19 protein-coding genes and 1 pseudogene are annotated in these 26,843 nt (G+C 46.5%); 8 read left to right on the forward strand and 12 right to left on the reverse strand.

The annotated features are described in order from the left end of the window. The first annotated feature begins 76 nt into the window (after positions 1 to 76). Positions 77 to 2,643, forward strand: a pseudogene (locus tag KHO06_RS15120) (PBP1A family penicillin-binding protein). Positions 2,644 to 2,721: 78 nt separating this feature from the next. Here KHO06_RS15120 and oxyR read toward each other — a convergent pair. After that, positions 2,722 to 3,630 (reverse strand): DNA-binding transcriptional regulator OxyR, encoded by a 909-nt coding sequence (oxyR, locus tag KHO06_RS15125; protein WP_005432705.1) that lies wholly within the window; start codon positions 3,628 to 3,630, stop codon positions 2,722 to 2,724. 174 nt (positions 3,631 to 3,804) lie between these two features. On the opposite strand from oxyR, the gene KHO06_RS15130 reads away from it, so the two are divergent. The 3 genes from KHO06_RS15130 (at position 3,805) to KHO06_RS15140 (ending at position 6,895) form a co-directional block, all read left to right on the forward strand. Next, positions 3,805 to 4,533 carry a redoxin family protein gene (locus KHO06_RS15130; protein ID WP_005432732.1) on the forward strand — a complete coding sequence of 243 codons (729 nt, stop codon included), beginning with the start codon at positions 3,805 to 3,807 and terminating at the stop codon, positions 4,531 to 4,533. Between the two features lie 227 nt (positions 4,534 to 4,760). Further along, a complete protein-coding gene (locus KHO06_RS15135) occupies positions 4,761 to 6,233 on the forward strand; it encodes a dihydrolipoyl dehydrogenase (protein WP_212581828.1) in 1,473 nt (490 codons plus the stop codon). A gap of 380 nt (positions 6,234 to 6,613) precedes the next feature. Beyond that, a complete protein-coding gene (locus KHO06_RS15140) occupies positions 6,614 to 6,895 on the forward strand; it encodes a DUF3624 domain-containing protein (RefSeq protein WP_038889599.1) in 282 nt (93 codons plus the stop codon). Positions 6,896 to 7,049: 154 nt separating this feature from the next. On the opposite strand, the gene argH is transcribed toward KHO06_RS15140, so the two are convergent. From argH to argC, 4 genes are all read right to left on the reverse strand, one after another. Further along, the gene (gene argH / locus KHO06_RS15145; protein WP_005432701.1) at positions 7,050 to 8,924 is read right to left on the reverse strand and encodes an argininosuccinate lyase; all 1,875 of its coding nucleotides are present in this window, start codon (positions 8,922 to 8,924) and stop codon (positions 7,050 to 7,052) included. A gap of 249 nt (positions 8,925 to 9,173) precedes the next feature. Continuing rightward, positions 9,174 to 10,388, reverse strand: a complete 1,215-nt coding sequence (locus KHO06_RS15150; protein WP_005432709.1) for an argininosuccinate synthase — start codon at positions 10,386 to 10,388, stop codon at positions 9,174 to 9,176. 90 nt (positions 10,389 to 10,478) lie between these two features. Then, positions 10,479 to 11,270, reverse strand: a complete 792-nt coding sequence (gene argB, locus KHO06_RS15155) for an acetylglutamate kinase (protein ID WP_212581829.1) — start codon at positions 11,268 to 11,270, stop codon at positions 10,479 to 10,481. Positions 11,271 to 11,291: 21 nt separating this feature from the next. Next, positions 11,292 to 12,296 (reverse strand): N-acetyl-gamma-glutamyl-phosphate reductase, encoded by a 1,005-nt coding sequence (argC, locus tag KHO06_RS15160; RefSeq protein ID WP_212581830.1) that lies wholly within the window; start codon positions 12,294 to 12,296, stop codon positions 11,292 to 11,294. A gap of 144 nt (positions 12,297 to 12,440) precedes the next feature. On the opposite strand from argC, the gene argE reads away from it, so the two are divergent. From argE to KHO06_RS15175, 3 genes are all read left to right on the forward strand, one after another. Continuing rightward, entirely contained in the window at positions 12,441 to 13,577 is a 1,137-nt protein-coding gene (gene argE, locus KHO06_RS15165) for an acetylornithine deacetylase (protein ID WP_045401544.1), read from the forward strand. Between the two features lie 278 nt (positions 13,578 to 13,855). Next, positions 13,856 to 16,489: a phosphoenolpyruvate carboxylase gene (gene ppc / locus KHO06_RS15170; protein ID WP_045401547.1), complete on the forward strand. Its 2,634-nt coding sequence runs from the start codon at positions 13,856 to 13,858 to the stop codon at positions 16,487 to 16,489. Between the two features lie 441 nt (positions 16,490 to 16,930). Further along, complete coding sequence (locus KHO06_RS15175; RefSeq protein WP_005532739.1) at positions 16,931 to 17,470, forward strand: PadR family transcriptional regulator; 540 nt, start codon at positions 16,931 to 16,933, stop codon at positions 17,468 to 17,470. Between the two features lie 70 nt (positions 17,471 to 17,540). Here the strand turns inward: KHO06_RS15175 and metF are convergent, their stop codons facing one another. The 3 genes from metF to KHO06_RS15190 form a co-directional block, all read right to left on the reverse strand. Next, positions 17,541 to 18,443 carry a methylenetetrahydrofolate reductase gene (gene metF / locus KHO06_RS15180; RefSeq protein WP_005432740.1) on the reverse strand — a complete coding sequence of 301 codons (903 nt, stop codon included), beginning with the start codon at positions 18,441 to 18,443 and terminating at the stop codon, positions 17,541 to 17,543. Positions 18,444 to 18,714: 271 nt separating this feature from the next. Then, positions 18,715 to 21,123, reverse strand: a complete 2,409-nt coding sequence (locus tag KHO06_RS15185; protein ID WP_050919549.1) for a bifunctional aspartate kinase/homoserine dehydrogenase II — start codon at positions 21,121 to 21,123, stop codon at positions 18,715 to 18,717. A 16-nt stretch (positions 21,124 to 21,139) separates the two neighbouring features. Beyond that, entirely contained in the window at positions 21,140 to 22,300 is a 1,161-nt protein-coding gene (locus KHO06_RS15190) for an O-succinylhomoserine (thiol)-lyase (protein WP_005432739.1), read from the reverse strand. A gap of 229 nt (positions 22,301 to 22,529) precedes the next feature. On the opposite strand from KHO06_RS15190, the gene metJ reads away from it, so the two are divergent. Further along, on the forward strand, positions 22,530 to 22,850 hold the full coding sequence (gene metJ / locus KHO06_RS15195; protein ID WP_005432736.1) for a met regulon transcriptional regulator MetJ: 321 nt from the start codon (positions 22,530 to 22,532) through the stop codon (positions 22,848 to 22,850). A 110-nt stretch (positions 22,851 to 22,960) separates the two neighbouring features. Here metJ and KHO06_RS15200 read toward each other — a convergent pair whose 3' ends face one another. The 4 genes from KHO06_RS15200 to tuf all read right to left on the reverse strand — a co-directional run bounded on the left by KHO06_RS15200 (position 22,961) and on the right by tuf (position 26,709). Beyond that, positions 22,961 to 24,238 (reverse strand): malic enzyme-like NAD(P)-binding protein, encoded by a 1,278-nt coding sequence (locus tag KHO06_RS15200; RefSeq protein ID WP_005451474.1) that lies wholly within the window; start codon positions 24,236 to 24,238, stop codon positions 22,961 to 22,963. A 209-nt stretch (positions 24,239 to 24,447) separates the two neighbouring features. Beyond that, positions 24,448 to 24,924 (reverse strand): bacterioferritin, encoded by a 477-nt coding sequence (gene bfr, locus KHO06_RS15205; protein WP_005432738.1) that lies wholly within the window; start codon positions 24,922 to 24,924, stop codon positions 24,448 to 24,450. 74 nt (positions 24,925 to 24,998) lie between these two features. Beyond that, on the reverse strand, positions 24,999 to 25,187 hold the full coding sequence (locus KHO06_RS15210) for a bacterioferritin-associated ferredoxin (RefSeq protein WP_005432737.1): 189 nt from the start codon (positions 25,185 to 25,187) through the stop codon (positions 24,999 to 25,001). A 337-nt stretch (positions 25,188 to 25,524) separates the two neighbouring features. Next, on the reverse strand, positions 25,525 to 26,709 hold the full coding sequence (gene tuf, locus KHO06_RS15215) for an elongation factor Tu (RefSeq protein ID WP_005438393.1): 1,185 nt from the start codon (positions 26,707 to 26,709) through the stop codon (positions 25,525 to 25,527). Positions 26,710 to 26,843 lie beyond the last annotated feature (134 nt).

Consider the following 26,843-nt stretch of genomic DNA (forward strand, 5'->3'; position numbering starts at 1 on the left):
TCTTATGTGCTAAATTTTTGACCTAAGAGTACAAGGGTTTGCCGTTACACAGCCTCAACCAATCAGGGATTCTCCGGTGAAGTTCATAAAGCGTTTATTATTTTTAACATTGATTTGCATAATTCTTGGAGTCACCACAATTTTTGGCTTCTATCAATACGTGAAGCCTGAATTGCCAGATGTTGCAACCTTAAAAGATGTTGAATTACAAACACCTATGCAGGTTTTTAGTCAAGACGGGAAACTGATCGCACAGTTTGGTGAGAAACGCCGAATTCCTGTTACTTACGACGAAATTCCGCAAGATTTAATTCATGCGCTGATCGCGACCGAAGATAGCCGATTTTACGAGCACCCAGGTATCGACCCAATCGGTATTACACGTGCGGCAGTCGTCGTTGCATTATCTGGTTCTGCAAAGCAAGGTGCGAGTACCATTACTCAGCAGCTAGCGCGTAACTTCTTCCTATCCAACGAGAAGAAGATCATGCGTAAAGTGAAAGAGATCTTCATTGCGATTCACATTGAGCAGCTTTTGACGAAGCAAGAGATCATGGAACTGTACGTTAACAAGATCTTCCTTGGTTACCGCTCATACGGTTTCGGTGCCGCAGCTCAGGTTTATTTTGGTAAGAGCCTAAATGAACTCACGCTAAGTGAAATCGCAACGCTTGCTGGTATGCCAAAAGCGCCATCGACAATGAACCCAATTTACTCCCTAGAGCGCGCGACAAACCGTCGTAATGTCGTTCTGATGCGTATGTTGGATGAGAAATACATCACTCAAGAGCAATACGATGAAGCACGTGCTGAGCCAATTGTTGCTCGCTACCACAGTGCTGAGATTGAGCTTTCTGCCCCATACGTTGCAGAGCTTGCGCGCTCATGGGCAGTGAAAGAGTACGGTGCAGAAAAAGCCTATACCTCTGGCTTAAACATCTACATGACAGTAGATTCAAAACTGCAAGACGCAGCAAACAAAGCGGCGATCAATAACATCCTTGCTTACGACGAGCGTCATGGCTACCGCGGTGCTGAGAAAGTATTGTGGAAACAAGGTGAAACCGCTTGGGATACAGAGCAGATTGAAAAACATCTGAAGAAGCAACCGACTTACGGACAACTTTACCCAGCGGTCGTGACTAAAGTCGATGACAAAACAGCGCAAGTTTGGGTCAAGAACAACGATGAACAAACCATCGCTTGGACCGGTATGAACTGGGCTCGTAAGTACCTGACGGATGAACGCCAAGGCGCCGTACCAAAGTCAGCTAAACAGATTTTGGAATCAGGCCAACAAATTTGGGTTCGTGAAATCAGCACAACCGATAAAGACGGCAACACCATCAACAGCTGGAAGCTAAGCCAAGTACCAAGTGCAAACACTGCATTTGTGGCAATGAATCCGGAAAACGGTGCTGTGCTTTCTCTGGTTGGTGGCTTTAACTTTGTTCACAGCAAGTTTAACCGTGCGACTATGTCAGTGCGCCAAGTAGGTTCAAGTATCAAACCTTTCATCTACTCAGCGGCAATAAACAAAGGTCTCACGCTTGCTTCTCTAGTTAACGATGCACCAATCAACAAATGGGATGCAGGTTCTGGTTCTGCATGGCGTCCAAAGAACTCACCACCAACATACGTGGGCCCTACTCGTCTGCGTATCGGTCTAGCACAGTCTAAAAACGTAATGGCAGTGCGTACTCTTCGTGAAGTTGGTTTGGACGAGACTCGTGAATATCTAACGCGTTTTGGCTTTGATATTGACGAAGTGCCACGTTCAGAGACCATCGCGCTTGGTGCAGGTAGCTTAACGCCAATGAAAGTGGCACAGGGTTACTCTGTATTTGCCAACGGCGGTTACTATGTAGAACCGTTCTATATTGACCATGTAGAAGACTCATTCGGTGAAGTGCTGTTTAAAGCAAACCCGAAAGTGATCTGTCAGCACGATTGCCCTCAAATGGAACAGCACGTTCCAGCTGAAGATAAGTTTGCTGCAGAATTTGGTGAACAAGACGTAACGCCGGAAAACATCGCTCCAGACAACGCTCTAGAAAACGATACTCCGCAATACGCGAAACAAGTTATCTCAGCGCAAAACGCGTTCCTGATGCGTGAAATGATGTACAGCAACATCTGGGGTGGCGGTAGCTGGCGTGATGGCACAGGTTGGAACGGTACTGGCTGGCGTGCACAGAAACTTGAACGTCGCGATATCGGCGGTAAAACCGGTACAACCAACGACTCAAAAGATACTTGGTATAACGGTTACGGCCCTGGCATTGTGCGATCGCATGGGTTGGTTTCGATGACCACTCTCGTACGCTTGGCCGCACAACAGTGAACAGCAACCTTGGTAAAGGCCAGATCTCTGGTGCAGAATCAGGTGCTAAGACGGCTGAGCCAGCTTGGATTGACTTCATGCATGCTGCTTTAGAGGGTAAACCACAGCAGAGCAAGAACATTCCAGATGATATCGTTCGTGTACGTATCGACCGTGATAGCGGCCTATTGACGCACAAAGTCGATGGCTCATCAATGTTCGAATACTTCGAGAAAGGTACAGAGCCAACTGAGTACGTCGGTAACAGTCTAGAAGACAGTATCTACTCTGGTGGCAGTGGCTCAGAAGAGCTGTTCTAATACCGAATTAACGATATGAAAAAGGGAGCCATTGAGCTCCCTTTTTGTTTATCTGGATTATCTGATTTAAGCAGAGACTTAAGCTGCAATAGAGTTTTGTTTCGCTTCCAGAATACTTTTAATTGTCGAAGCCAACGCTTCGAAACGAGCACGCAGTGGTGAACCGGGACGGTAAACTAAAACAATACTTCGAGAAGGCGTAGGGTTCACAGCTGGAACGTAACATACGCCATCTTTTTTCTTCTCATGCGGCACAGATAACTCTGGTAGCAACGTAATACCAGCACCGGCAGCTACCATGTTACGCAGCGTCTCTAGACTGGTCGCTTTGAAACGCTCGTCGTCTTTGGCTCCAGCAGCAAAGCAGAACCCCAGAGCTTGGTCACGCAAACAATGGCCATCACCTAACGCCAATACGGTTCGACCATTAAGATCCAGCATGTCGATATGATCTAAGCCTGCCCATTCATGGTCACAAGGTACAGCAACGCTCAACGGCTCATTGTAGACTTCAATCTCTTTGAAAGGCGCTGTCTCATCAACAGAGGCTAATACTAGACAATCTAGTTTGCCCTCTTCTAACTGACGAACCAATTGATGGGTTTGAGCCTCATGCAGAAACAGTTCCAATTCAGGAAACTCTTCTTTTAATCGAGGAACGATCTTAGGTAGCAAGTAAGGCCCAACGGTCGGGATAAAGCCAATATGCATTGGTCCCGTCATGGCACCACTTTGGCCACTCGCCATATCTTTGAAGGTTTTTACTTCACTTAAGATGCGTTTTGCTTGCTCCACCAACTGCAAACCAGAATCGGTAAACAGCACTCGACGGCTGCTTCTTTCTAGTAATGCCGTGCCCAGTTCATCTTCTAGTTTACGAATCTGACCACTCAAGGTTGGTTGGCTAACAAAACAGGCTTCCGCTGCTTTTCGAAAATGCTTGTGCTCCGCAAGCGCCACCAAGTACTCAAAATCTCGGATATTCATACGTACGATTCGCTTCTTGTTTGGCGATAGAAATAATCTATCAAAACCATAGCATTAAACGATTAGAGCTATCAAAGTTTTTTTTCAATAATGAGCTCAACAAAACGAAACTGAGCGACAAATAACGCTAAGCTCGAAAACGAATTATTTCATAAATTTAAAAAGGAAATCATCATGTTTGCATCAAAAGAAGGTCAAGCTGTACCACAAGTTACTTTTCCGACTCGTAAAGGTGACGCATGGGTGAACGTAACCACGGATGAGCTGTTTAAAGACAGAACGGTTATCGTATTCAGCTTGCCAGGTGCGTTTACTCCGACGTGTTCGTCGAGCCACCTACCTCGTTACAACGAGTTGTTCTCAGTATTTAAAGAACACGGCGTGGATGAAATTCTATGTGTGTCAGTGAACGATACGTTTGTAATGAACGCATGGAAAGCTGACCAAGAAGCAGAAAACATCACTTTCATTCCAGATGGTAACGGTGAGTTCACAGACGGCATGGGTATGCTAGTGGACAAAAACGACATCGGCTTCGGCAAGCGTTCATGGCGTTACAGCATGCTAGTGAAAAACGGCGTGGTTGAGAAAATGTTCATCGAACCAAACGAGCCAGGCGACCCGTTCAAAGTTTCTGACGCAGACACAATGATGAACTACGTAGCACCTGAGTACAAAACTCAAGAATCTATCACGGTGTTCACTAAACCAGGTTGTCCTTTCTGCATGAAGGCGAAACAAAATCTGATTGACCACGGTCTTCAATATGAAGAAGTGATTCTGGGTAAAGACGCAACAACAGTAAGTCTACGTGCAATCTCTGGTCGCACAACGGTTCCTCAAGTCTTCATCGGTGGTAAACACATCGGCGGTAGCGAAGAGCTAGAAGCTTACCTAGGTTAATAGTTTGCCTAATGGGCTTGGGTTGGCAATCTCGCTGTCCAGAACTCAGCCCTAGGTCTCCCGGAGCATCCCTCGCCCGGGAGACCATCCCTCTCAATCACTTCCTATGCTTAGTCTTGATAACTGGTTGTCTTCACCGTTCGACCAGTTATCAAGATTAATGAACTCAAATTCACTCATCCAAACTTAGTCACTTCAACTGCGTTTGGGAAAAACGAGAATCCATTATGAAACAGTTAAATGTCGACGTAGCAATTATTGGTGGTGGTACTGCAGGTCTTGGCGCCTACCGCGCAGCAAAAGCACACACAGACAGTGTTGTGATGATTGAAGGTGGTCCTTACGGCACAACATGTGCTCGTGTCGGATGCATGCCATCGAAGCTATTAATCGCCGCAGCAGAAAGCGTACACCAGATCGAGAAAGCACCGGGATTTGGTGTACACCCACAAGGCGAGATTTACATTAACGGTCGTGAAGTAATGGATCGAGTAAAGCGTGAACGTGACCGCTTTGTTGGCTTTGTGTTGGAAGGCGTCGATGAGATCCCTGCTGAAGATAAAGTGTCGGGTTATGCTAAGTTTGCCAACGACAACACATTAATCGTTGATGACCACACTCAAATCACAGCTAAACGTATTGTGATCGCAACAGGCTCGCGTCCTGCTTACCCTGCTGTATGGAATGAACTCGGCGACCGCTTAGTAATTAACGATGATGTGTTCGATTGGGATGACTTGCCAGAATCTGTTGCCGTATTTGGCCCTGGTGTGATTGGCCTTGAATTGGGTCAAGCGCTGCATCGTTTAGGCGTGAATGTGAAGCTATTTGGTCTTGGTGGTCAAGTAGGACCATTGACCGATCCTGAAGTGATGGCGTACGCGGATAAAGCCTTCAAAGAAGAGTTTTACCTTGATGCCGATGTAAAAGTCGAAAGCATGAAACGCATTGCTTCATCAGACAACAGCGAAGAGGATAAAGTTGAAATCAAGTTCATCAACCACGATGGTGAACTAGAAACCTTTATTGTTGATTACGTATTGGCAGCAACTGGTCGTCGCCCGAATGTCGACAAGTTGTCGATTGAAAACACTAATGTAGCACTGGATGAGCGCGGCGTACCAACGGCGGATCATTACACGTTGCAAACCTCGGTAGAGAGCATCTTCATCGCAGGTGATGCAAGTAACCAAATTCCATTGCTACACGAAGCGGCAGACCAAGGTCGTATTGCCGGTGACAACGCAGGTCGTTTCCCTGATATTCGTGCAGGTCTACGTCGCTCATCGATCTCTGCCGTTTTCTCAGACCCACAGATTGCGATGGTAGGAGAGACCTTCAAGCAACTAGAGACGCGTTTAGGCACCTGTGGCTGCTTCGCAACGGGTGAAGTCTCATTTGAAAACCAAGGCCGCTCTCGTGTCATGCTTCGTAACAAAGGCATGTTACATGTCTACGGAGAGCAAGGTACTGGCCGCTTCTTGGGAGCTGAAATGATGGGACCAAATGCCGAGCATTTAGCACACCTACTCGCTTGGGCACATCAGAATAAGATGACGGTTTCTGAGATGTTGGATATGCCGTTTTATCACCCAGTGATTGAAGAAGGCGTTCGTACCGCACTACGAGATTTGAATGCGAAGCTTCACTTAGGTCCAGAGGTGATCAAACACTGTCTTGATTGTGGTCCTGGTTGCTAAGGCTCACGTTTTACCTCCCGCCAATAAACAAAAAGCCTCGTTTACACGAGGCTTTCTTATTCCAGCTTTATCAATTCAAGAATCAATAGAGTGGCGATTATGCAGTCATCATTGCGTAACGGCTAACAAGCACAATAGCGGTAAAGCCAATTGTGAAGAAACCACCAGCAAGGCCAAGTGCTACTTTAAGTTCTGTCGACATTATTATTTTCCTATTGTCTGGCTGACAGCGCACCATACACCAATTACGTGCTACACATTTTTTATCAAGCTAACTTTCCATTTTTGGTGAGATGTACTCTCTCGGAAAGAGGAGCAAAAGCACTCTCGAACTTGAGTTAAGGTTATAATCAGAACAAATAGATAGTATGGATAAAGCGATGGCTTGCCGTAGCTGTAAAGAACATTGGTTTTGGAAAAAAATTGGGCGTTGCCAACGATGCATGGATCAACTGACGGTACTTTCCGTCTTATGTTGGATTGTGTGGTGGTTTGCGTTTAAAGATGATCCGCAAAGCATAGAGTCGATCGCACTGATCTTTGCCGGATTTGCATTTAATGGTTTGCTGTTTTTGCACCTTTGGATGCGCTTCGTGATTTTGCCGTGGCAGCGTCGTCGCAACAAACAAAGTAAGAATGATCATCGCTCAAACGACAGATAGAAAAAAGCCCCAAGACCAATATCGGTCTTGGGGCTCTCTTAGATTCTTCTAAGAAAAAGCAGTGGTACTTTAATAGACCGGGCTTCCTCTCAAAGGTTCCAAATTTTTTTCTGATTTTTTTAGTATTTTCTTAAATACTAATAGAATCATCAACCTAGGCTACGTTACTTTTCTGGATCAATTGTTCGAACAAGTTGATCTCCAGTGCAACTTCATCACATGCATGCTGACGTGGACACTGATCGCAATCTTTCAGTACTTTCTCAGGCAGCAATGACTTCGACGTAGGCAAGAAGCTTTGCTTCATAAAGAACTCTGGCGTACGTGTCAGCACAAAAACTTTCTTAATAGCCATCTGGCGCGCTTTCTCGACCAGATAGTTCACTATCGCACTGCCCTGTCCTTGGCCTTGCCAGCCAGCTTCAATGCCTAGAGAGCGAATCTCTGCTAGCCCTGAGTCATAAACATACAAAGATGCACAGCCTGTTACCTCGCCGTGGTGCTCGGCAACCGCAAAGGAGCCAATATCACGCACCAACTCATTACGTGAGCGTGGTAAGTTCTCGCCCATATTTGCCCAGTACGCCACCATGCCTTCCAATGTCTCGATATCCGTCAAACGAGCAGGACGTACTTTGACTGCTGAAGTATCGCGTTGAGACAGACGCTTGTCTGCTTGGTCGACAGCGTAAGCCACTTGCTGCGGCGACACGCCACCAAGCGCACAACGTTTCTCAAGGCATGAATCGATGGTCAAGATGTCATACACATCCGCCTCAATCACTTCCGAGAAAGATTTCAATTCTTCAATCGACAACTCTTCTAACGCACAGCCTTTGGCAATTGCACCAACCACAGCAACGCCGACGATATGGTGCGCTTCACGGAATGGGATGCCTTTCGCCACTAGGTAATCCGCTAGCTCAGTTGAGTTTGCGTAACCTTGCTTCGCCGCTTCTAACGTACGCTCGCCATTAACCTTAATGCCATCGAAACACAATGCTGCCATTTCCATGCAGTCGTTCCATGTGTCAAGCGCATCGAACAGACCTTCTTTGTCTTCTTGCATGTCTTTGTTGTAAGCCAGTGGCAGAGCTTTCACTGTCATCATCATGCCAGCAAGCGCGCCATATACACGACCTGTCTTACCACGAATGAGCTCGAGTGCATCTGGGTTTTTCTTTTGTGGCATCAGAGAAGAGCCGGAAGTCACCGTATCAGCCAACTCAATAAAGTTAGACTCACCTGAGTTGTAGAAGATCATGTCTTCTGCCAAACGAGATAGGTGTAACATCGAGATAGACGCCACAGACATCAGCTCCATCACGTGGTCACGGTCAGAAACCGAGTCTAGTGAGTTACGTGTTGCACGATGGAAACCAAGGTTATGGGCCAACTCTTCACGGTCGATTGGGTAAGCGGTACCGGCAAGTGCACCCGAGCCGAGAGGACACGTATCCAAACGCTTTAGCGCATCGTTCAGACGTGAGTAATCACGCTCAAACATTTCGACATACGCCAAACACCAGTGCGCAAACGTCACAGGCTGAGCACGTTGTAAATGCGTATAACCAGGAAGAACAGTACCTTGATGCTGCTTAGCAACGCCAACCATTTGAGTTTGTAGGCGATCAAGTGCAATTAACAGCTGCTGACCTTGCTGACGACACCAAAGCTTGAGATCGGTTGCCACTTGGTCGTTACGAGAACGTCCCGTGTGTAGCTTTTTACCTAGGTCGCCGACCTTGTTGATCAGTTGCTGCTCGACCCAAGAGTGGATATCTTCAGCGTCTGAGCGCAAGATTTGATGTGGGTCTTCCATCACTTCAAGCTTGAGTTCATTCAGTGCCAACTCAAGCTTTTGTTGTTCATCTGCAGATAACACGTCAACAGACAGCAATGCTTTAGACCACGCAATTGAGCCTACGATATCTTGCTCAGCCAATCGGTAATCGAAACGCAATGAATCGTTGAAGTCTTTAAATCTGGTATCTGCCGCTTGGGTAAATCTTCCGCCCCATAATGCCATTGCGTCTCTCCTGATGACTATTGCTTACGCTAACGTGTTATTCATTAAGTGTTGACCAAACCGGTGGTCATTTACTCACTTTTTCTTATGCCTCAACGTTACGATAATCGCAGACAAAAATAAAGTATAAATTCAATATTTTTACATATTTATTCATGGTTATTTTATCTTTATGCCAATGAGGTCAGCAAAAAACAAAAAGACCTGCCAACAGTGGCAAGTCTCTTACTTATAAGGCGTTAAATTGGCTTATTTTTTCTGGCTGTTCAACGCACGAATACGGCTTGATAGCGAGTAAAGACGGATAAAGCCTTCAGCATGGCTTTGGTCATAAACTTCATCTTCACCAAAAGTAGCGAACTCTTCAGAGTACAAACTGTTATCCGAACGTTTTTGCGTCACTGTTGCTTGGCCTTTGTAAAGCTTCACTACCACTTCGCCATTCACGTCTTGCGCAAGCTCTTCAGAAGCCGCAAGAATAGACTTACATAGCGGGGTGAACCAACGACCATCATAAACAAGGTGCGATGCTTTCAAGCCAAGCTCTTCACGGAATTCAAATGATGCTTTGTCCAACACAAGTTGCTCTACCGCACGCAGCGCTTCCATCATGATGGTGCCACCCGGAGTTTCGTAACAACCACGAGACTTCATACCCACTAGACGGTTTTCGACAATATCGATACGACCAACACCGTGCTTCGCACCTTTTTCATTTAGATAAACTAGCGCGTTGTATGGTGTCATCGCTTCGCCGTCCACCTCAACAATTTCACCTTTCGCTACTTTCAACGTCACGGTTTCAGCTTCATTCGGTGCTTGCTCTGGATCTACCGTCCAAGCCCAGCAATCTTCATTTGGCGCATTCCATGTATCTTCTAGAACGCCACCTTCAGTAGAAATGTGCCATGCGTTTGCATCACGTGAGTAAATCTTAGTAAGAGATGCTGAACAAGGGATATTACGCTCTGCTAGGTAATCCAAACACTCTTCACGGCTCACTAGATCCCACTCACGCCAAGGCGCAATAACATGCAGATCTGGGGCTAGCGCTGCAAATGCACCTTCAAAACGTACTTGGTCGTTACCCTTACCTGTACAGCCATGACACAGTGCGTCTGCGCCCACTTTACGTGCGACTTCAACTTGGGCTTTGGCAATAATTGGACGCGCCATTGATGTACCTAGTAGGTATTTACCTTCATAGTAAGCACCGGTTTTTAGTGTCGGGAAAATGTAGTCCGCGACCATTTCTTCTTTCAGGTCAGCGATGTAACACTCAGAAGCACCAGAAGCTTTTGCTTTTGCTTCAATGCCTTCTAGCTCTTCTGCACCTTGACCAACATCGGCAACAAAAGCCACCACTTCACAGTCGTAGTTCTCTTTTAGCCACGGGATGATTACTGAAGTATCTAGACCGCCTGAGTATGCGACTACCACTTTATTTACGTTCACTTTGCTCATGTTTTTTCTCCAAACTTAACTGGCGCTGCTCTCGGCGGTCAGTGCCAACCACTTCCTAATGTTGAATTCTTTAACTGTTTTGCTTCTGCTTTATTGCGGCAGAAACTGCGTTCCAATACTTTCACCCGCGAATAGCTGGGTCAGTTTCTCTGGGTAACGCCATGTCGCGACTTCGATAGGACGACCAAGATCATTGGCGGCCTCCAAAGCTGCTTTAACTTTGACGATCATGCCGTCGGTGATCACTTGCCCGTTGATCAATGCATCGGCTTCTTGCTCAGATAGCGTTTTGATCAAATGCCCTTTACCATCGAGTACACCGCTAACATCAGACAGAAGCACTAACTCCGCATCTAACGCACCGGCCACGGCAACCGCAGCTTGGTCAGCGTTCACATTCATCATCTGACCTTTTTCAGTCAAACCAATTGAGCTGATGATCGGCAGTGCACCTGCGTTTAGCACCGCTTGTAAAAGGGTTGAATCACCTGGTGATGCTTTACCTACAGCGCCTAACTCTGGGTCAAGCTCTTCAACATGACATAACCCACCATCAGCGAGGCTAAGACCCACCGCATTCAGACCATCTGCAATCGCTTGACCTTGAAGCAACTTGTTTGCGGTACCTGCAAGCGCGCCTGCAATCACAGGAATTTGCTCATAAGGCGTCACACGAAGACCGTTTTTCTTTACGGTTTCAAGCTGAAGCTTTGCCATCAACTCATCAACTAGGTAGCCACCGCCATGAACGATGGCGATTTGTCGCTGTGCCGACTTTTGGTAAGCCGCAATGGCACCAAACAGTTGGCTTAAGGTTTGAGTGCAAGATAGAGCTGCACCACCGAGCTTAATGACTAAAGGAGCTTGATTGGTTTGCGTCATCGCATTTCCCTCTTTCAACGACTACAGCAACGCTGTCAGTTCTGGGTAACCGTAATGAATATTGAGACATTGCATCGCTTGACTCGATGCACCTTTAAGTAGGTTGTCGATTGCCGAAATCACAATGATGTGTTCGCCTTGTACCTTCCAGCCGATATCACAGAAAGGGGTATTTTCGACATCCTGAATACGTGGAATACCGTCACCTTTAAGGCGAACCACTGGCTTGCCTTGATAAGCTTGTTCAAACGCTTGTGCCACTTGTGCTTCCGTCACGCCTTGCGACAGTTTCATAGTGATCGTGGCAAGAATGCCGCGCTTAAAGTTGCCTAGGTGTGGAGTAAAAATCACATCGCAACCCAAGTGCTGAGCAATCTCTGGTTGGTGACGATGGTTAAACACACCGTAAGGTTGCAAGCTCACTTCGCAGAAGCTGTTAACCATGGAAGCTTTACGCCCTGCGCCAGATACACCACTGGTTGCATTAATCACTGGCCATTGGTTGGTATCCAGTAATGCGTGTTCTAATAAAGGTCTGATTGCAAGCTGTGAAGCGGTTGGGTAGCAACCTGCTACTGCAATCAAAGGCGTGGTTTTTATTGATTCTTGGTTCCACTCCGCTAAGCCGTATGCTGCTTTATCTAACCAGTTGTTATATTGATGTTCGAAGCCATAAAAGGTGTTGTAGAAGCCTTCGCTTTTCACACGGAATGCACCCGATAAATCGAATACCTGACATCCCGCCTCTAAAAAGATAGGAGCCAAGTCGTGGCTTACTTCATGTGCTGTGGCCAGAAAGACCACATCAGACACTTGAGCGACTTGCTCAGGGTCAGTAAGTGGTGAAACTGGCATATCAATCACACCCGCTAACTTGCCGTGCAATTGAGCAATATTCTTTCCTGCATCTACGCTATTGGCGGAAACGTATAAACCTGATAGCGTGAGTTCAGGGTGTTTGTTGACCATTAAAGCCAACTCTGCGCCGGTGTAGCCGCTGGCTCCGATAATCGTGGTTTTTAGCATTACATGACATCCATATACTTAAGGCTCAAAATGACTATTCATATTTAATTTTTGCTTTATTTTGATTTTTTATTCATTAAATATGATTTAATATGTGTTTTACATTTTTGTACTCTGTCTGTCAATAGGAGAATTGAAGAATCCATGCAATTACCAAGTTTTCTAGAGGTCTATGAAGGACTGATCAGTACCTCTTCGATCAGCTCAACCGATCCAAGCTGGGATCAAGGCAATGCTAAAGTGATCGAGAAGCTAGCTTCTTGGTTTAAAGATCTTGGCTTCAGCGTTGAAGTGATCGAAGTGGAACCAGGCAAACACAATATGATCGCACGTATGGGCGAAGGTGAAGGCGGTCTTCTTCTGGCAGGTCACAGCGATACCGTGCCATTTGATGAAGGGCGCTGGAGTTTTGATCCGCATAAGCTGACCGAGAAAAACAACCGCTTTTATGGTTTGGGTACGGCGGATATGAAAGGCTTCTTTGCCTTTATTTATGAAGCGGTAAAGAAAGTCGACTGGAGTAAGCAGACCAAGCCGCTTTATGTGTTGGCAACCTGTGATGAAGAAACCACTATGCTAGGTGCGCGTCATTTTACTGAGAATGCGCCTTTTAAGCCGGATTACTGCATCATTGGTGAGCCCACCAGCCTAGTACCCATTCGTGGTCACAAAGGGCACGTAGCAAATGCTATTCGCGTAACCGGTAAATCTGGTCACTCATCGGATCCTGCGCTCGGCGTCAATGCCATTGAAATCATGCATGAGGTCATGTTTGCCATGATGCAACTGCGCGACAAACTGGTTAAAGAGTATCACCATCCGGGTTTTGCCATTCCAAGCCCTACCCTAAACCTTGGTCATATCCATGGCGGTGACAGCGCAAACCGGATTTGCGGTTGCTGTGAACTGCATTATGACGTGCGTCCTCTTCCTGGTATCAGCCTTGATGGTTTAGAGAACATGCTGCGTGGTGCATTAAAAGAAGTCGAAGCGAAATGGCCAGGGCGATTAGAAATTATTCCGCTGCACGAGCCAATTCCGGGTTACGAATGCCAACATGACCACCCATTTATTGGTGGTGTTGAAGAGATCTGCCAAACCAGTTCGGAGACCGTTAACTACTGTACTGAAGCACCATTCCTACAGCAGTTGTGCCCAACCTTAGTTCTCGGCCCTGGTTCTATTGACCAAGCCCACCAGCCAGATGAATTCCTTTCTTTCGACTTTATTGACCCAACCATCGATGTGCTGTCACGTGCGATGGTGAAATATTGTTGTTAGTCGCATTCTGTACTTTCCTGACAATGCAGCTCAATTGAGCTGCATTTTGTTATCTTCGATTCTCTTCTTCTAGCACGCTATATCCTTCTTTAAGCGGCTATTTTGTAATTAATTTTCACTTCTACCGAGAGAAGCTGGCCTAATTTTGCTCTAAATCAGGTCAGCAGCGGAATAATTGCAAACTTACTCTGCTTTATTTGACTAGAACTGGTTATTTTCGCTAGATTGGAGTCTTAACAAGGACAATGGATGTAGTTTTTTTACGAGGCAGGATGACAATGAACGAGAAATACGCCGCACTCAAAAGTAATGTGCGCATGTTGGGCCACCTTCTGGGCAACACGATTCGTGATGCTCATGGCGAAGAAATCTTCGAGAAAGTGGAAACCATTCGTAAATTATCCAAATCGGCTCAAGCTGGAAATAGCGCTGACAGAGAAAGCTTAATAGAAGAAATTAAAAGCCTGCCAGATGAGCAATTGACGCCCGTTACTCGCGCGTTCAACCAATTTCTAAACCTGACCAATATTGCTGAGCAATACCACACCATTTCACGCCACTGTGAAGAGCATATCTGCGAACCTGACGCAATTAACTCGCTGTTCTCAAAACTGGTGCAAAATGATGTGAGCAAGCTAGACACGGCACAAGCGGTTCGTGACCTGAACATTGAATTAGTTCTCACTGCGCACCCGACCGAAATCACTCGTCGCACCATGATCAACAAACTGGTGAAGATCAACGAGTGCCTATCTAAGCTAGAGCTGAGCGATCTCTCTTTCAAAGAGCGTAAAAAAACTGAACGTCGCCTTGAGCAGCTGATCGTTCAAAGCTGGCACTCTGACGTTATTCGCCAGCAGCGACCTACGCCGCTTGATGAAGCCAAGTGGGGCTTTGCCGTAGTCGAAAACTCACTATGGGAAGCCGTACCTGACTTCTTACGTGAAATGAACGACCGCCTAAAATCTTACCTTGGCGAAGGTCTACCAATTGATGCTCGCCCTGTGCACTTCTCATCTTGGATGGGCGGTGACCGCGACGGTAACCCATTTGTGACCCACAGTGTGACTCGTGAAGTACTGCTTCTGTCTCGTTGGAAAGCGGCAGATCTGTACCTTAACGACATCAACGAGCTGATCAGCGAACTGTCTATGACAGTGTGCAACGACAAAGTTCGTGAGCTTGCAGGTGAAGATCAACACGAACCATACCGTGCGATCCTAAAACAGCTACGTTCACTACTGAACGAAACCAAAGATATTCTCGACGCGAAAGTTCACGGCCAGAAGCTGGCAGTCAAAGCACCTCTGCAAAAAGTAGAACAACTTTGGGAACCACTTTACGCGTGTTACCAGTCGCTAAACGAATGTGGCATGGGCGTGATTGCCAACGGCTCACTGCTGGATACGCTGCGCCGCGTTAAAGCCTTCGGTATCCACCTAGTTCGCCTCGATATTCGTCAAGAAAGTACTCGTCATGCTGACGTGCTTTCTGAATTGACTCGTTACCTTGGCATTGGTGACTATGAGCAGTGGAGCGAGCAAGACAAGATCGCTTTCCTAACCAACGAACTTGCGTCTAAGCGCCCTCTTCTACCTCGTGACTGGGAGCCATCAGAACCCGTTAAAGAGGTGTTGGATACCTGTAAGATTGTTGCCGCACAACCTCGTGAAGCGTTTGGTGCTTACGTTATCTCAATGGCACGTACCGCTTCTGACGTACTTGCCGTGCACCTACTGCTGCAAGAAGCAGGTTGCCCTTACCGCATGGACGTATGTCCACTGTTCGAAACGCTGGACGACTTGAACAACGCGGAAGCGGTTATCAAACAGCTGATGGGCATCGACCTATACCGTGGCTTTATCCAGAACCACCAAATGGTGATGATCGGCTACTCTGACTCTGCAAAAGATGCAGGTGTAATGTCAGCAGGTTGGGCGCAATACCACGCGATGGACTCACTGGTTAAGGTTGCAGAAGAAGAAGGCGTTGAACTCACACTGTTCCACGGGCGTGGCGGTACGATTGGTCGTGGTGGCGCGCCAGCACACGCTGCACTATTGTCTCAGCCACCTAAGAGTCTGAAAGGCGGTCTGCGCGTAACAGAGCAAGGTGAGATGATCCGCTTTAAGCTGGGTCTACCTGATGTTGCCGTTAACAGCTTCAACCTGTACGCAAGTGCAATCCTTGAAGCAAACCTACTGCCACCACCAGAGCCTAAGCAAGAGTGGCGCGACCTGATGGACGTGCTGTCGGAAGTGAGCTGTGAATCCTACCGTAGTGTCGTTCGTGGCGAACCAGACTTCGTGCCTTACTTCCGCCAAGCAACACCAGAGCTTGAGCTAGGTAAACTGCCTCTAGGTTCACGCCCAGCGAAGCGTAACCCGAATGGTGGTGTAGAAAGTTTGCGTGCAATTCCATGGATCTTCTCTTGGAGCCAAAACCGTTTGGTTCTGCCAGCATGGTTAGGCGCAGGTGAGGCCATTCAGTACTCTGTAGACAAAGGTCATCAGGCGCTACTGGAAGAAATGTGTCGTGAATGGCCATTCTTCTCAACTCGCTTAGGTATGCTTGAGATGGTGTACACCAAGTGCAACATGGATATCTCTCGTTACTATGATCAGCGCTTGGTTGATGAGTCGCTTCAGCCGCTGGGTGATCGTCTACGTGAGCAACTTCAGCGTGATATTAAGTCAGTACTGAATGTAGAGAACAACGAGAACCTGATGCAAAGCGATCCTTGGGGCCTAGAATCCATTCGCCTACGTAACATCTACGTTGAGCCATTGAACATGCTTCAAGCAGAATTGCTGTACCGTACTCGTCAAACAGAAGAAGCTTCTGCAAACTTAGAAGAAGCATTGATGGTGACGATTGCTGGTATCGCAGCAGGTATGCGTAACACTGGCTAACTAAGCTACGTAGAAAGAACCAAAAGGCTGAGCGAAAGCTCAGCCTTTATTATTATCCGCCAACCACTTCTACTATTTGGACAATACGCAACCAGCTTATTAATCCACACAGAAAACAAAAAGTCCCCATCAAACAAAATAATTCACTACACAAAAACACTATTGAGTATTTTATTAGTTTTTTTGGGTAATTTTGTCCTACTATTCCACTTCATGCTTATTATTTATATACTACTTCCCTGCTGGAAGCTCACAAATCCAATCAAATAAGCTCCAGCTCGATGGAAACATCCATCAACTCTAGGTGATAAACGGCTTTAAGGTGACAGGACCAACATTGTTGGTGCTATCTACACATTAAAAAACTTAAGCGTCATGAAGAACGCAAATGAAAGTGTAGATAGCTTGTTTACAAGTTTATTGACCATTTGGATTGAAGACATGTCATTACCACACGTAATTCTAACTGTACTTAGCACTCGCGACGCTACCGGTTACGACATCACTAAAGAATTCTCAGCTAGCATCGGTTACTTCTGGAAAGCAAGCCACCAACAAGTTTATCGTGAACTTAATAAAATGGCTGAGAAAGAGCTGGTTACTTGCGTATTAGAACCTCAAGAAGGCAAGCCAGACCGTAAGGTTTACTCAATCACTGACGCAGGCCGTAGCGCATTGGGCGAGTGGTTTGATCAGCCAACTGCACACCCAACTGTACGTGACGAATTCTCAGCGAAGCTTATGGCTTGTGCCGTGCAACCTGCAGCGCCGTTCCGTGACCAGCTGTCTGAGCTTGTAGAAGAGTCTCGTAAACTAGTTGCTCACTACAAAGAAATCGAAGCTGCGTACTACGCAACGCCATCAACGCTAGACAAGCAAGCACGTCTAGAGCGTCTAACACTTCGTCGTAACCTAATGCTACGTGAAGCGTGGATTAACTGGGCAGAAGAAGTGCTAACAGAACTTGAAGTGATCGGCTAATTCGTCACTTTAAATGAAACGAAAAAGGCTTGCCGTTGGGCAAGCCTTTTGTCTATCTGGGGGAAGTATATTAAGCACCGACTGCAACTTGTGGACGAACACCTAGAGTGTGGCATAGCGCATAGGTCATTTCCGCACGATTCAGGGTGTAAAAGTGGAAATCTTTCACACCTTCACGGCTTAGTACACGCACCATATCAATCGCTTGGCTTGCACCGACCAGCTGACGCGTCACTGGATCATCATCCAAGCCTTCAAACTGCTTGCTCATCCAACCTGGCACTTTCACATTGTTCTGTGCCGCAAAGCGAGAAGCTTGCTTGAAGTTCGAAACAGGTAAGATACCCGGAACGATTTCTACGTCGATTCCAGCAGCTACACAGCGGTCACGGAAACGCAGGTAAGACTCCACATCAAAGAAGAACTGAGTAATCGCGCGGTTTGCACCTGCGTCGACTTTACGCTTTAGATTCAGTAGATCCGATTGCGCACTTTTCGCCTCTGGGTGTACTTCTGGAAATGCCGCTACAGAGATATCGAAATCATGGCGTGCTTTAAGCAGCTCAACCAAGTCCGACGCATACATATCTGGCGCGCCGCCACCCGGTGGAATATCACCACGTAGAGCAACGATGTTCTTGATACCGTTATTCCAGTAATCATCTGCAATGTCGATCAGCTCATCACGAGTTGCATCAATACAGGTTAGGTGAGGCGCAGCCACAAGACCCGTCGCCGCTTTGATTTCTTTAATGATCGAGTGAGTTCTATCACGTTCACCTGAGTTGGCACCGTACGTAACAGAAACGAATTTTGGTTGAAGAGTTTTAAGACGATGCACTGAGTTCCACAGCGTTTCTTCCATCTTCTCACTGCTTGGCGGAAAAAACTCGAATGAGACGTTGATATTGTCTGATAGTTCAGCGATATTCTGGTTTAAGGCATCGATGTGCCCTGCATGCGTGTATCCCATCTTACTCTCCCTGTGGCAACTCCACCACGAAATCAAAATTCCTCAAATCGACGTTTAGACGTCTATATGTCTACAGAATGTATTGAATACGATTTAATGTCAACCTTGTGATTATGAATTTTTCTCAAGTTCATAATGAGGATAGTTCAAGTTGCTTGGCGGCTTATCCTTAGCCTCGCTTTCCGATTCAGTATGGCATTATCCAAATAATAAAAAACCCCGGAAACGCTCCGAGGTTTTGTTGTCGTTCGCAAAAATGGGTTTGGTCAGATCAGAACAAACCAGCCAAGCGATTCAGGTCTGATTGAATGGCCCCTGCGGTTACTTCACGTCCTGCACCTGGCCCACGAATCACTAGTGGATTGTCTTTGTACCATTTACTCTCAATGGCGAAGATATTGTCACATGGCAGCAAATTCGCTAGAGCATGTTCACGTGATAACGCTTCAACGCCTACTGTGGCTTTGCCATTACGCTCTAGACGAGCCACATAACGCAGCACTTGGTCGTTTCTCTGCGCCTTGGTCAAACGTTCTTGAAGAATCTCGCTGAGAATATCTCCTTGGTCGAAGAACGCGTCTAGGCTCAAGTCTCGCAATTCTGCTGGCACCAGCGACTCTACTTTCACGTTCTCTGGTTCAATATCCAAACCAGATTCTCGAGCTAAGATGACCAGCTTACGCATCACATCAGAACCATCAAGGTCAGAACGAGGGTCAGGCTCAGTCAAGCCTTGTTGCCATGCTAAATCAACAAGCTCAGCAAAAGGTACCGAACCGTCAAACTGTTGGAATAACCACGATAACGTACCTGAGAAGATGCCTGATAGTGCGACGATATCATCACCACTTTCACGCAAATCTCGAACGGTATGGTTGATTGGTAGCCCTGCACCAACGGTCGCATTGTACAACCAATGGCGGCCAATTTTAGCAAACGCGTCTTGTACTTGATGGTAGTACTGACTGTCCGCCGAACCTGCTACTTTGTTCGCCGAAATTAGGTGAATGCCTTGCTGTGCGATTTCCACATAACGTGTCGCCAGCTCTTTACTTGCCGTAACATCCAGTACCACGGCTTCATCAAAGTTTTGTATCGCACCAAGCTTCGTCAGCCAGTTGCCATCATTCTCTGTACTTTCATCATCAAAACGCTGAGCAACCGTCGCGGCATCAATACCGTTTTCATCAAACCAGTACGTTTGGCTGTCGACAACCGCTACCAAGTCAAAGCTCATACCGTGACGTTTTTCGAGCTCTTCTTTTTGCTCTGCGAACAGTGATAACCAACTTGACCCAATGTTGCCTTTACCACACAAAGCCACCGCTACGCGCTTTTGCGCTTGAAACAATTGGCTATGAATACTTTGTACTAGCTCTTCGACTTCAGCACGACGCAACACGGCGACCAAACTCAAGCCAGATTCCGTCTCTGAAATAAACTCCACCGGAGCGTGTTTCAATTGCTGGTAAAATCCAAAGCAGTGATTCGCATTTTTCGTCACGCCGGCACCGACTGCAGCCAGTAATGAATAGCCCTCTTTCAGTTTGATTTCCGCTTCAACGGCCAACTCTTGCAGATAGGTTAATGCGCCGCCAGCAATCTCTGCGGTATAGGCTAAACGTAAGGTCTGCTGATCTTCTTGTGCTTCGAATGCTAAAGGCTCCAATTGAGCACGTTTTAGCGCCTGCAGAACTTCTTTCTGCGCTCGCTCAAAATCGTGACCATGGATAAAAGACAGCTGCACTAATAGCACTTCATCAAGAGAGGTAATGATTTTTGCACCGCGGCCGGATGCCAATACACGTTCGATTCGTGTTGAGCCAGACTCTGGCTGGTAGCTGCATTTTAGGTTCAAATCCATCGCGCTTTGAGCCACAGGCTGAAGTGTACGACTGTGTAACACCGGCGCAGCAAGACGAGCCAGCTCACTCGCTTCATCCAAGCGCAGTAGAGGGAGCAGGCAAGCATCCGATACCAAACGAGGATCTGCGCTGTAAACGCCAGCCACGTCACTCCAGATGGTCACCGAATTAACTTCAGCTAAAGCACCAATAACGGTTGCTGAGTAGTCTGAACCATTGCGTCCAAGCAATACTGTCTCACCCGCTTCGTTTTGCGCCATAAAGCCAGTAATGATGACGCGTTTATGGCTGTGTTGAGCCAACGCTTCTTTGATCAATACATATGAACGAGCACGATCAACCTCTGGCTGTGTGCCAGCTTCCGCACGCAGAAACACGCGTGAATCTTGCGCTACCGCTGGCAGATCCTGCTGTGATAACAGCGCAGCCAGTAAGCGTGAAGACCATACTTCGCCATGACCTAAAACCGCTGCTTTTTGTGTTTCGGTTAGTGGCGCTGTTAACTCTGCCAAGGTACTGAATTCATCTTGAAGAGAAGCAAGCAGTTGCGCTTGTACTTCACCTTCTAGTAAAGCTTCTACCAATTCAGTTTGGAACTGTCGCAAGCTCTGCAAGGCTTCATGGGCAATGCGGCCATCTTTATCTAAGCCTTCTAAAAACTCGATCAAGCGGTTGGTGGTTTTCCCTGCCGCAGAGACCACCACCAAGTCATTTTCTGCCGAATACTCTTTAAGAATAGTTACCACGCGCTGGTAGCACTCGGGGTTCGCTAAGCTGCTGCCGCCAAATTTATGCAGCTGACGTTGTACACTCATGACCTTCCTCTCCCAATTACTGTGCTGCTTTCGCGAATGCTTGCTCAAGATCGGCAATCAGATCTTGCGCATCTTCTAAGCCAACAGATAAACGCAGTAACTGTTGAGAGACACCTGCTTCAGCCAGTGCTTCTTCACCCATCGCACGATGCGTCATTGAAGCTGGGTGGCAAATCAAGCTTTCTACGCCACCTAGCGATTCTGCAAGAGAAAAGAGTTCAAGTTCTTTAACAAACACTTTTAGCTGATCAAATGAGCCAGCAAACTCAAAGCTCAGCATAGAACCAAAGCCCGACTGTTGCTTCTTCGCGATGTCATGACCTGGATGCTCTGGCAAACTTGGATGATAGATCTTCGCCACCAAAGATTGCGTTTGCAAATACGCTAACACTTGCTGAGAGCTTTCTTCGTGAACTCGCATTCGTGCACCCAACGTACGAATTCCTCGAAGTGTCATGTAGCTGTCGAATGGCGTACCCGTTGCACCAATGCAGTTACCCCACCATGCCAGTTCTTCAGCATGCTCTTCAGTCTTGGTGATCACCACGCCACCAATTACATCTGAGTGACCATTAATGTATTTCGTCGTTGAGTGGATAACAAAATCCGCACCTAGCTCCAAAGGCTTTTGGTACACAGGTGTCAAAAAGGTATTGTCCACGGCAACCAGTGCGCCGACTTGTTTTGCCTTTTCACACACAGCGGCAATATCGACCACGCGCACAAGCGGGTTTGACGGTGTTTCTAGCAAGATAAGCTTTGGCTTTTTCGCAATCGCCGCATCCAAAGCTTGCTGATCCGACTGATCGACAAACTGCACTTTAAAATCACCCTTGTTCGCACGAGTATTGAAGAGACGATAGGTACCGCCGTAACAATCGTGTGGCGCAACAATTAAGTCATCAGGACCAAGAAACGCCGATACCCAAAGGTTTAGTGCTGATGTACCACAGTTAGTGACAACCGCACCTTTGCCTGATTCAAGCTCATACAACGCTTGCTCGAGCAAACCTCGGTTAGGGTTACCAGAACGGGTGTAATCATATTGTGGGACTTCACCAAACGCTGGGAAGCCATAGTTAGTCGAAAGGTAGATTGGTGGTACAACAGCGTGGTATTGACTGTCTGACTCGATACCAGTGCGTACAGCAATGGTTGCAGGCTTACGGGTGCTCATGAGTGTATCCTTTCACGGGTGGTGACATCTAAATGGGAATGCGCTATATCTAGCTTGTATTGTTCAATTGATTAATACGCTTCCCTAACTATTAACCTCACTTTACTTGTCTAAAAATAAGACGTCAACACTTCTAGACGTCTATATGTCTTTGCTTATGGCGGTAAATGCAGCTAAAATCAGCACCTATATTTATTTTTCTAACTTATTACATTAATGAAGGTGCGCAATGGCTGACTGGAATGGCGAATACATTAGCCCGTATGCTGAGCACGGTAAAAAAAGCGAACAAGTAAAAAAGATTACCGTCTCTATCCCGCTAAAAGTTTTAAAAGTGCTGACTGATGAGCGAACTCGCCGCCAGATCAACAACTTACGCCATGCGACTAACAGTGAACTACTATGTGAAGCGTTCCTACACGCTTACACAGGTCAACCACTGCCAACTGACGAAGACCTTCGTAAAGACCGTCCAGATGATATTCCTACAGAAGCAAAAGCGCTGATGACGGCAATGGGCATCGAATTCGAAGCGTTTGACGAAGAATAATTGCTTACAAATTCGTCAACATTGTAAAGCTGCACCGGGGGTAGCTTCGACCAAACTAAAAAGGGACGCCATCGCGTCCCTTTTTGTTTGTCGTCAGAAAAGACTCTGGCTTACTCAGCCATGTAGTTTTCTGGCATTTCAATACGTGCCACACCTGAATCAACCGCAGCTTGAGCAACCGCTTTTGCGACACGTGGTAGTAGACGTGGGTCCATTGGTTTTGGAATGATGTAGTCAGAGCCAAACTCTAGTTTATCTACGCCAGCTGCTTTCAATACCGCTTCTGGTACTGGCTCTTTCGCTAGTTCACGAATCGCATCAACTGCCGCTAGCTTCATCTCATCGTTGATTTCGCTTGCACGAACGTCCAACGCACCACGGAAGATGAATGGGAAACACAATACGTTGTTTACTTGGTTCGGGTAATCACTACGACCTGTACCCATGATCAAGTCATCACGCACTTCATGAGCCAGTTCAGGTTTGATTTCTGGATCTGGGTTTGAACATGCGAACACAACTGGCTTGTCTGCCATTAGCTTCAATGCTTCTGCAGGTAGTAGGTTTGGACCCGATACGCCCAAGAACAAATCCGCACCTTCAATCACATCTTCTAGCGTACGCTTATCTGTGTTGTTTGCGAATAGTTGTTTGTATTCGTTTAGGTCGTCACGACGTGTATGGATCACCCCTTTACGATCCAGCATGTAGATCTTCTCACGCATTGCGCCACATTTGATCAACAGCTCCATACATGCCACGGCCGCAGCACCCGCACCAAGACAAACGATGGTTGATTCTTCTAGCTTCTTACCTTGCAGCTCGATTGCGTTCAACATACCCGCAGCGGTTACGATTGCAGTACCGTGTTGGTCATCGTGGAATACAGGTACGTCACAGCGTTCGATAAGACGCTTTTCAATCTCAAAACAATCTGGTGCCTTGATATCTTCTAGGTTAATACCACCGAAAGTGTCAGCAATGTTGGCTACTGTGTCGACAAATTCGTCGATCGTGCGGTGTTTTACTTCGATATCAATTGAATCTAGACCAGCAAAGCGTTTGAACAACAGCGCTTTACCTTCCATTACTGGTTTAGATGCTAGTGGCCCAAGGTTACCAAGACCAAGAATCGCCGTGCCGTTAGAAATAACCGCAACCATGTTGCCTTTCGCCGTGTACTTGTACACGTTATCAGCGTTCTGCGCGATTTCACGTACAGGCTCTGCAACACCAGGGCTGTATGCCAATGCAAGATCATTTGCTGTCTCTGCTGGCTTAGTCAGTTCTACTGCAATTTTTCCTGGGGTTGGGTACGCATGGTAGTCCAATGCTTGTTGGCGGCGTTCTTCTTCTGGGGTGACTTCTTGGCGATTGTCTTCAGACATGGATCGTTTCTCTTTTGTTATTTTTTCGGTAAGGGGGAATAAATTCTAAAGGATAGAAGTCAATCTTCATAGGTAAGATTGCGAGCGATATCCTTAAAAAAGGTAATAATGTAAGAGATAAGACCAGATATCTGCGATTAGCACCTGATAGACAGATCAGGTGCACTTTTAATCACTTTCTTTCGACGAGAAAACAGCGAAATATAATCCTACTCTTCGTCGACATACTGCGCTTGTAAGTAATTTTCGATACCAGACATTTCGATCAAGCCCAATTGCGTCTCAAGCCAATCAACATGTTCTTCTTCGTCCTCAAGAATATCTTGAAAAAGGTCACGCGAAACATAATCACGAATATCTTCCGCATAAGCGATGGCATCTTTTAGATCTGGGATGGCTGCCATTTCGAGCTTCAAATCACATTCGATCATTTCTTTGGTATCTTCCCCAATCATCAACTTACCAAGATCTTGTAAGTTAGGCAGACCTTCCAAAAACAAGATACGTTCGATCAGGTGGTCAGCGTGCTTCATTTCATCGATCGACTCGTGGTACTCCTTGTCAGCGAGGTGCTTTAAACCCCAGTCTTTGTACATACGAGCGTGCAGGAAATATTGATTGATAGCGACGAGCTCGTTGCCGAGCACTTTATTGAGATGTTGGATTATGATTGGATCGCCTTTCATGACAAAGCCCTCCTCTTTGGCTTCATTTAAATGTAGAAGCAAATGAGAAGGTGTCAAAAAGGCTTAGCGAATAATTAGCTAGCTTGTTTCAGTGTTAGGTATTCTGTTTCCGCTAAAATTTCTTTAGCTTGCTTGATGCACTTACCGCACTGACTGCCCAACGCTGTGCATCGTTTGATCCCTTTGATGTCTGATACGCCTTCATCTATCGCCAACTTCCTAATCTTCTTGTCAGAGACACCATGGCAAAGACAAACGTACATACTCACAACCTTTAAATTTCACTTTGGGAAGAAATATAAACAAGAATCGTTCTTGTTACTAGTTGTATTAAAGGGAATAACAGAACGTTTTGTTATAACGATTTCAGCCGTTTTAGAGGCTTTCAATGACTTAGCAGACAGCTAGAAACTAGGGGAAAATTGAGTAGAGCTAAGGTTATGTTTTTCAAAAACAAAAAATATGACAAAGAAAGATTGGCTTATAACCATATTGGAGGGAAGAATTGCAGATATAAAAAAGGGAAGCCTTAGCTTCCCTTTTTCTAGCGCTTTCTTCAAAAAGAAGAAGAGTGCAAGATTACGATTAATTCAGTAAGAATTAGTCGAAGATCTTAGCAACAACACCAGCACCTACAGTACGGCCACCTTCACGGATAGCGAAACGTAGACCTTCGTCCATAGCGATTGGAGCGATTAGCTCAACTTGCATTTGGATGTTGTCGCCTGGCATTACCATTTCTACGCCTTCTGGTAGAGAGATGTCACCAGTTACGTCAGTTGTACGGAAGTAGAACTGTGGACGGTAGCCTTTGAAGAATGGAGTGTGACGACCACCTTCATCTTTAGACAGTACGTATACTTCTGACTCGAACTTAGTGTGTGGAGTGATTGAACCAGGCTTAGCTAGTACTTGACCACGTTCAACTTCATCACGCTTAGTACCACGTAGAAGTGCACCAACGTTCTCACCAGCGCGGCCTTCGTCAAGAAGCTTACGGAACATTTCAACACCAGTACATGTAGTAGTAGTAGTGTCTTTGATACCAACGATAGCAACTTCGTCACCTACGTTTAGGATACCACGTTCGATACGGCCAGTTACTACTGTACCACGACCTTGGATTGAGAATACGTCTTCGATAGGCATTAGGAATGGCATATCTACTGCACGCTCTGGCTCAGGGATGTATGAATCTAGCGCTTCTGCTAGTTCAACAATCTTAGCTTCCCACTGCTCTTCGCCGTTTAGTGCGCCTAGTGCAGAACCTTGGATAACTGGTAGGTCATCACCTGGGAAATCGTACTCAGATAGAAGTTCACGAACTTCCATTTCTACTAGTTCTAGTAGCTCTTCATCGTCAACCATGTCACATTTGTTCATGAATACGATGATGTATGGGATACCAACCTGACGGCCTAGTAGGATGTGCTCACGAGTTTGTGGCATTGGGCCATCTGTAGCAGCAACTACAAGAATACCGCCGTCCATCTGTGCAGCACCAGTGATCATGTTTTTAACGTAATCCGCGTGTCCTGGACAGTCAACGTGCGCGTAGTGGCGAGTTGGAGTGTCGTACTCTACGTGAGAAGTAGCGATTGTGATACCGCGCTCACGCTCTTCTGGAGCGTTATCGATAGATGCGAAGTCACGAGCAGCACCGCCGTATACTTTAGCAAGTGTTGTACAGATAGCTGCAGTTAGAGTAGTTTTACCGTGGTCAACGTGGCCGATAGTACCAACGTTTACGTGCGGTTTTACACGTTCAAATTTTTCTTTAGACACAATCGTGTTCCTTCCTAGTTATGATTCGCCGTGATCATTATTGATCTCGACGCGCCAGAAATTGTTATTTTATGCGCCAACGCTTGTTAGCGCAATATTTGGACGCATTGATCTTTAAAAAAAGCTGGACTTTT

Origin of the sequence: Vibrio sp. B1FIG11 (assembly GCF_905175335.1) — a bacterium.
GTDB lineage: Bacteria > Pseudomonadota > Gammaproteobacteria > Enterobacterales > Vibrionaceae > Vibrio > Vibrio campbellii.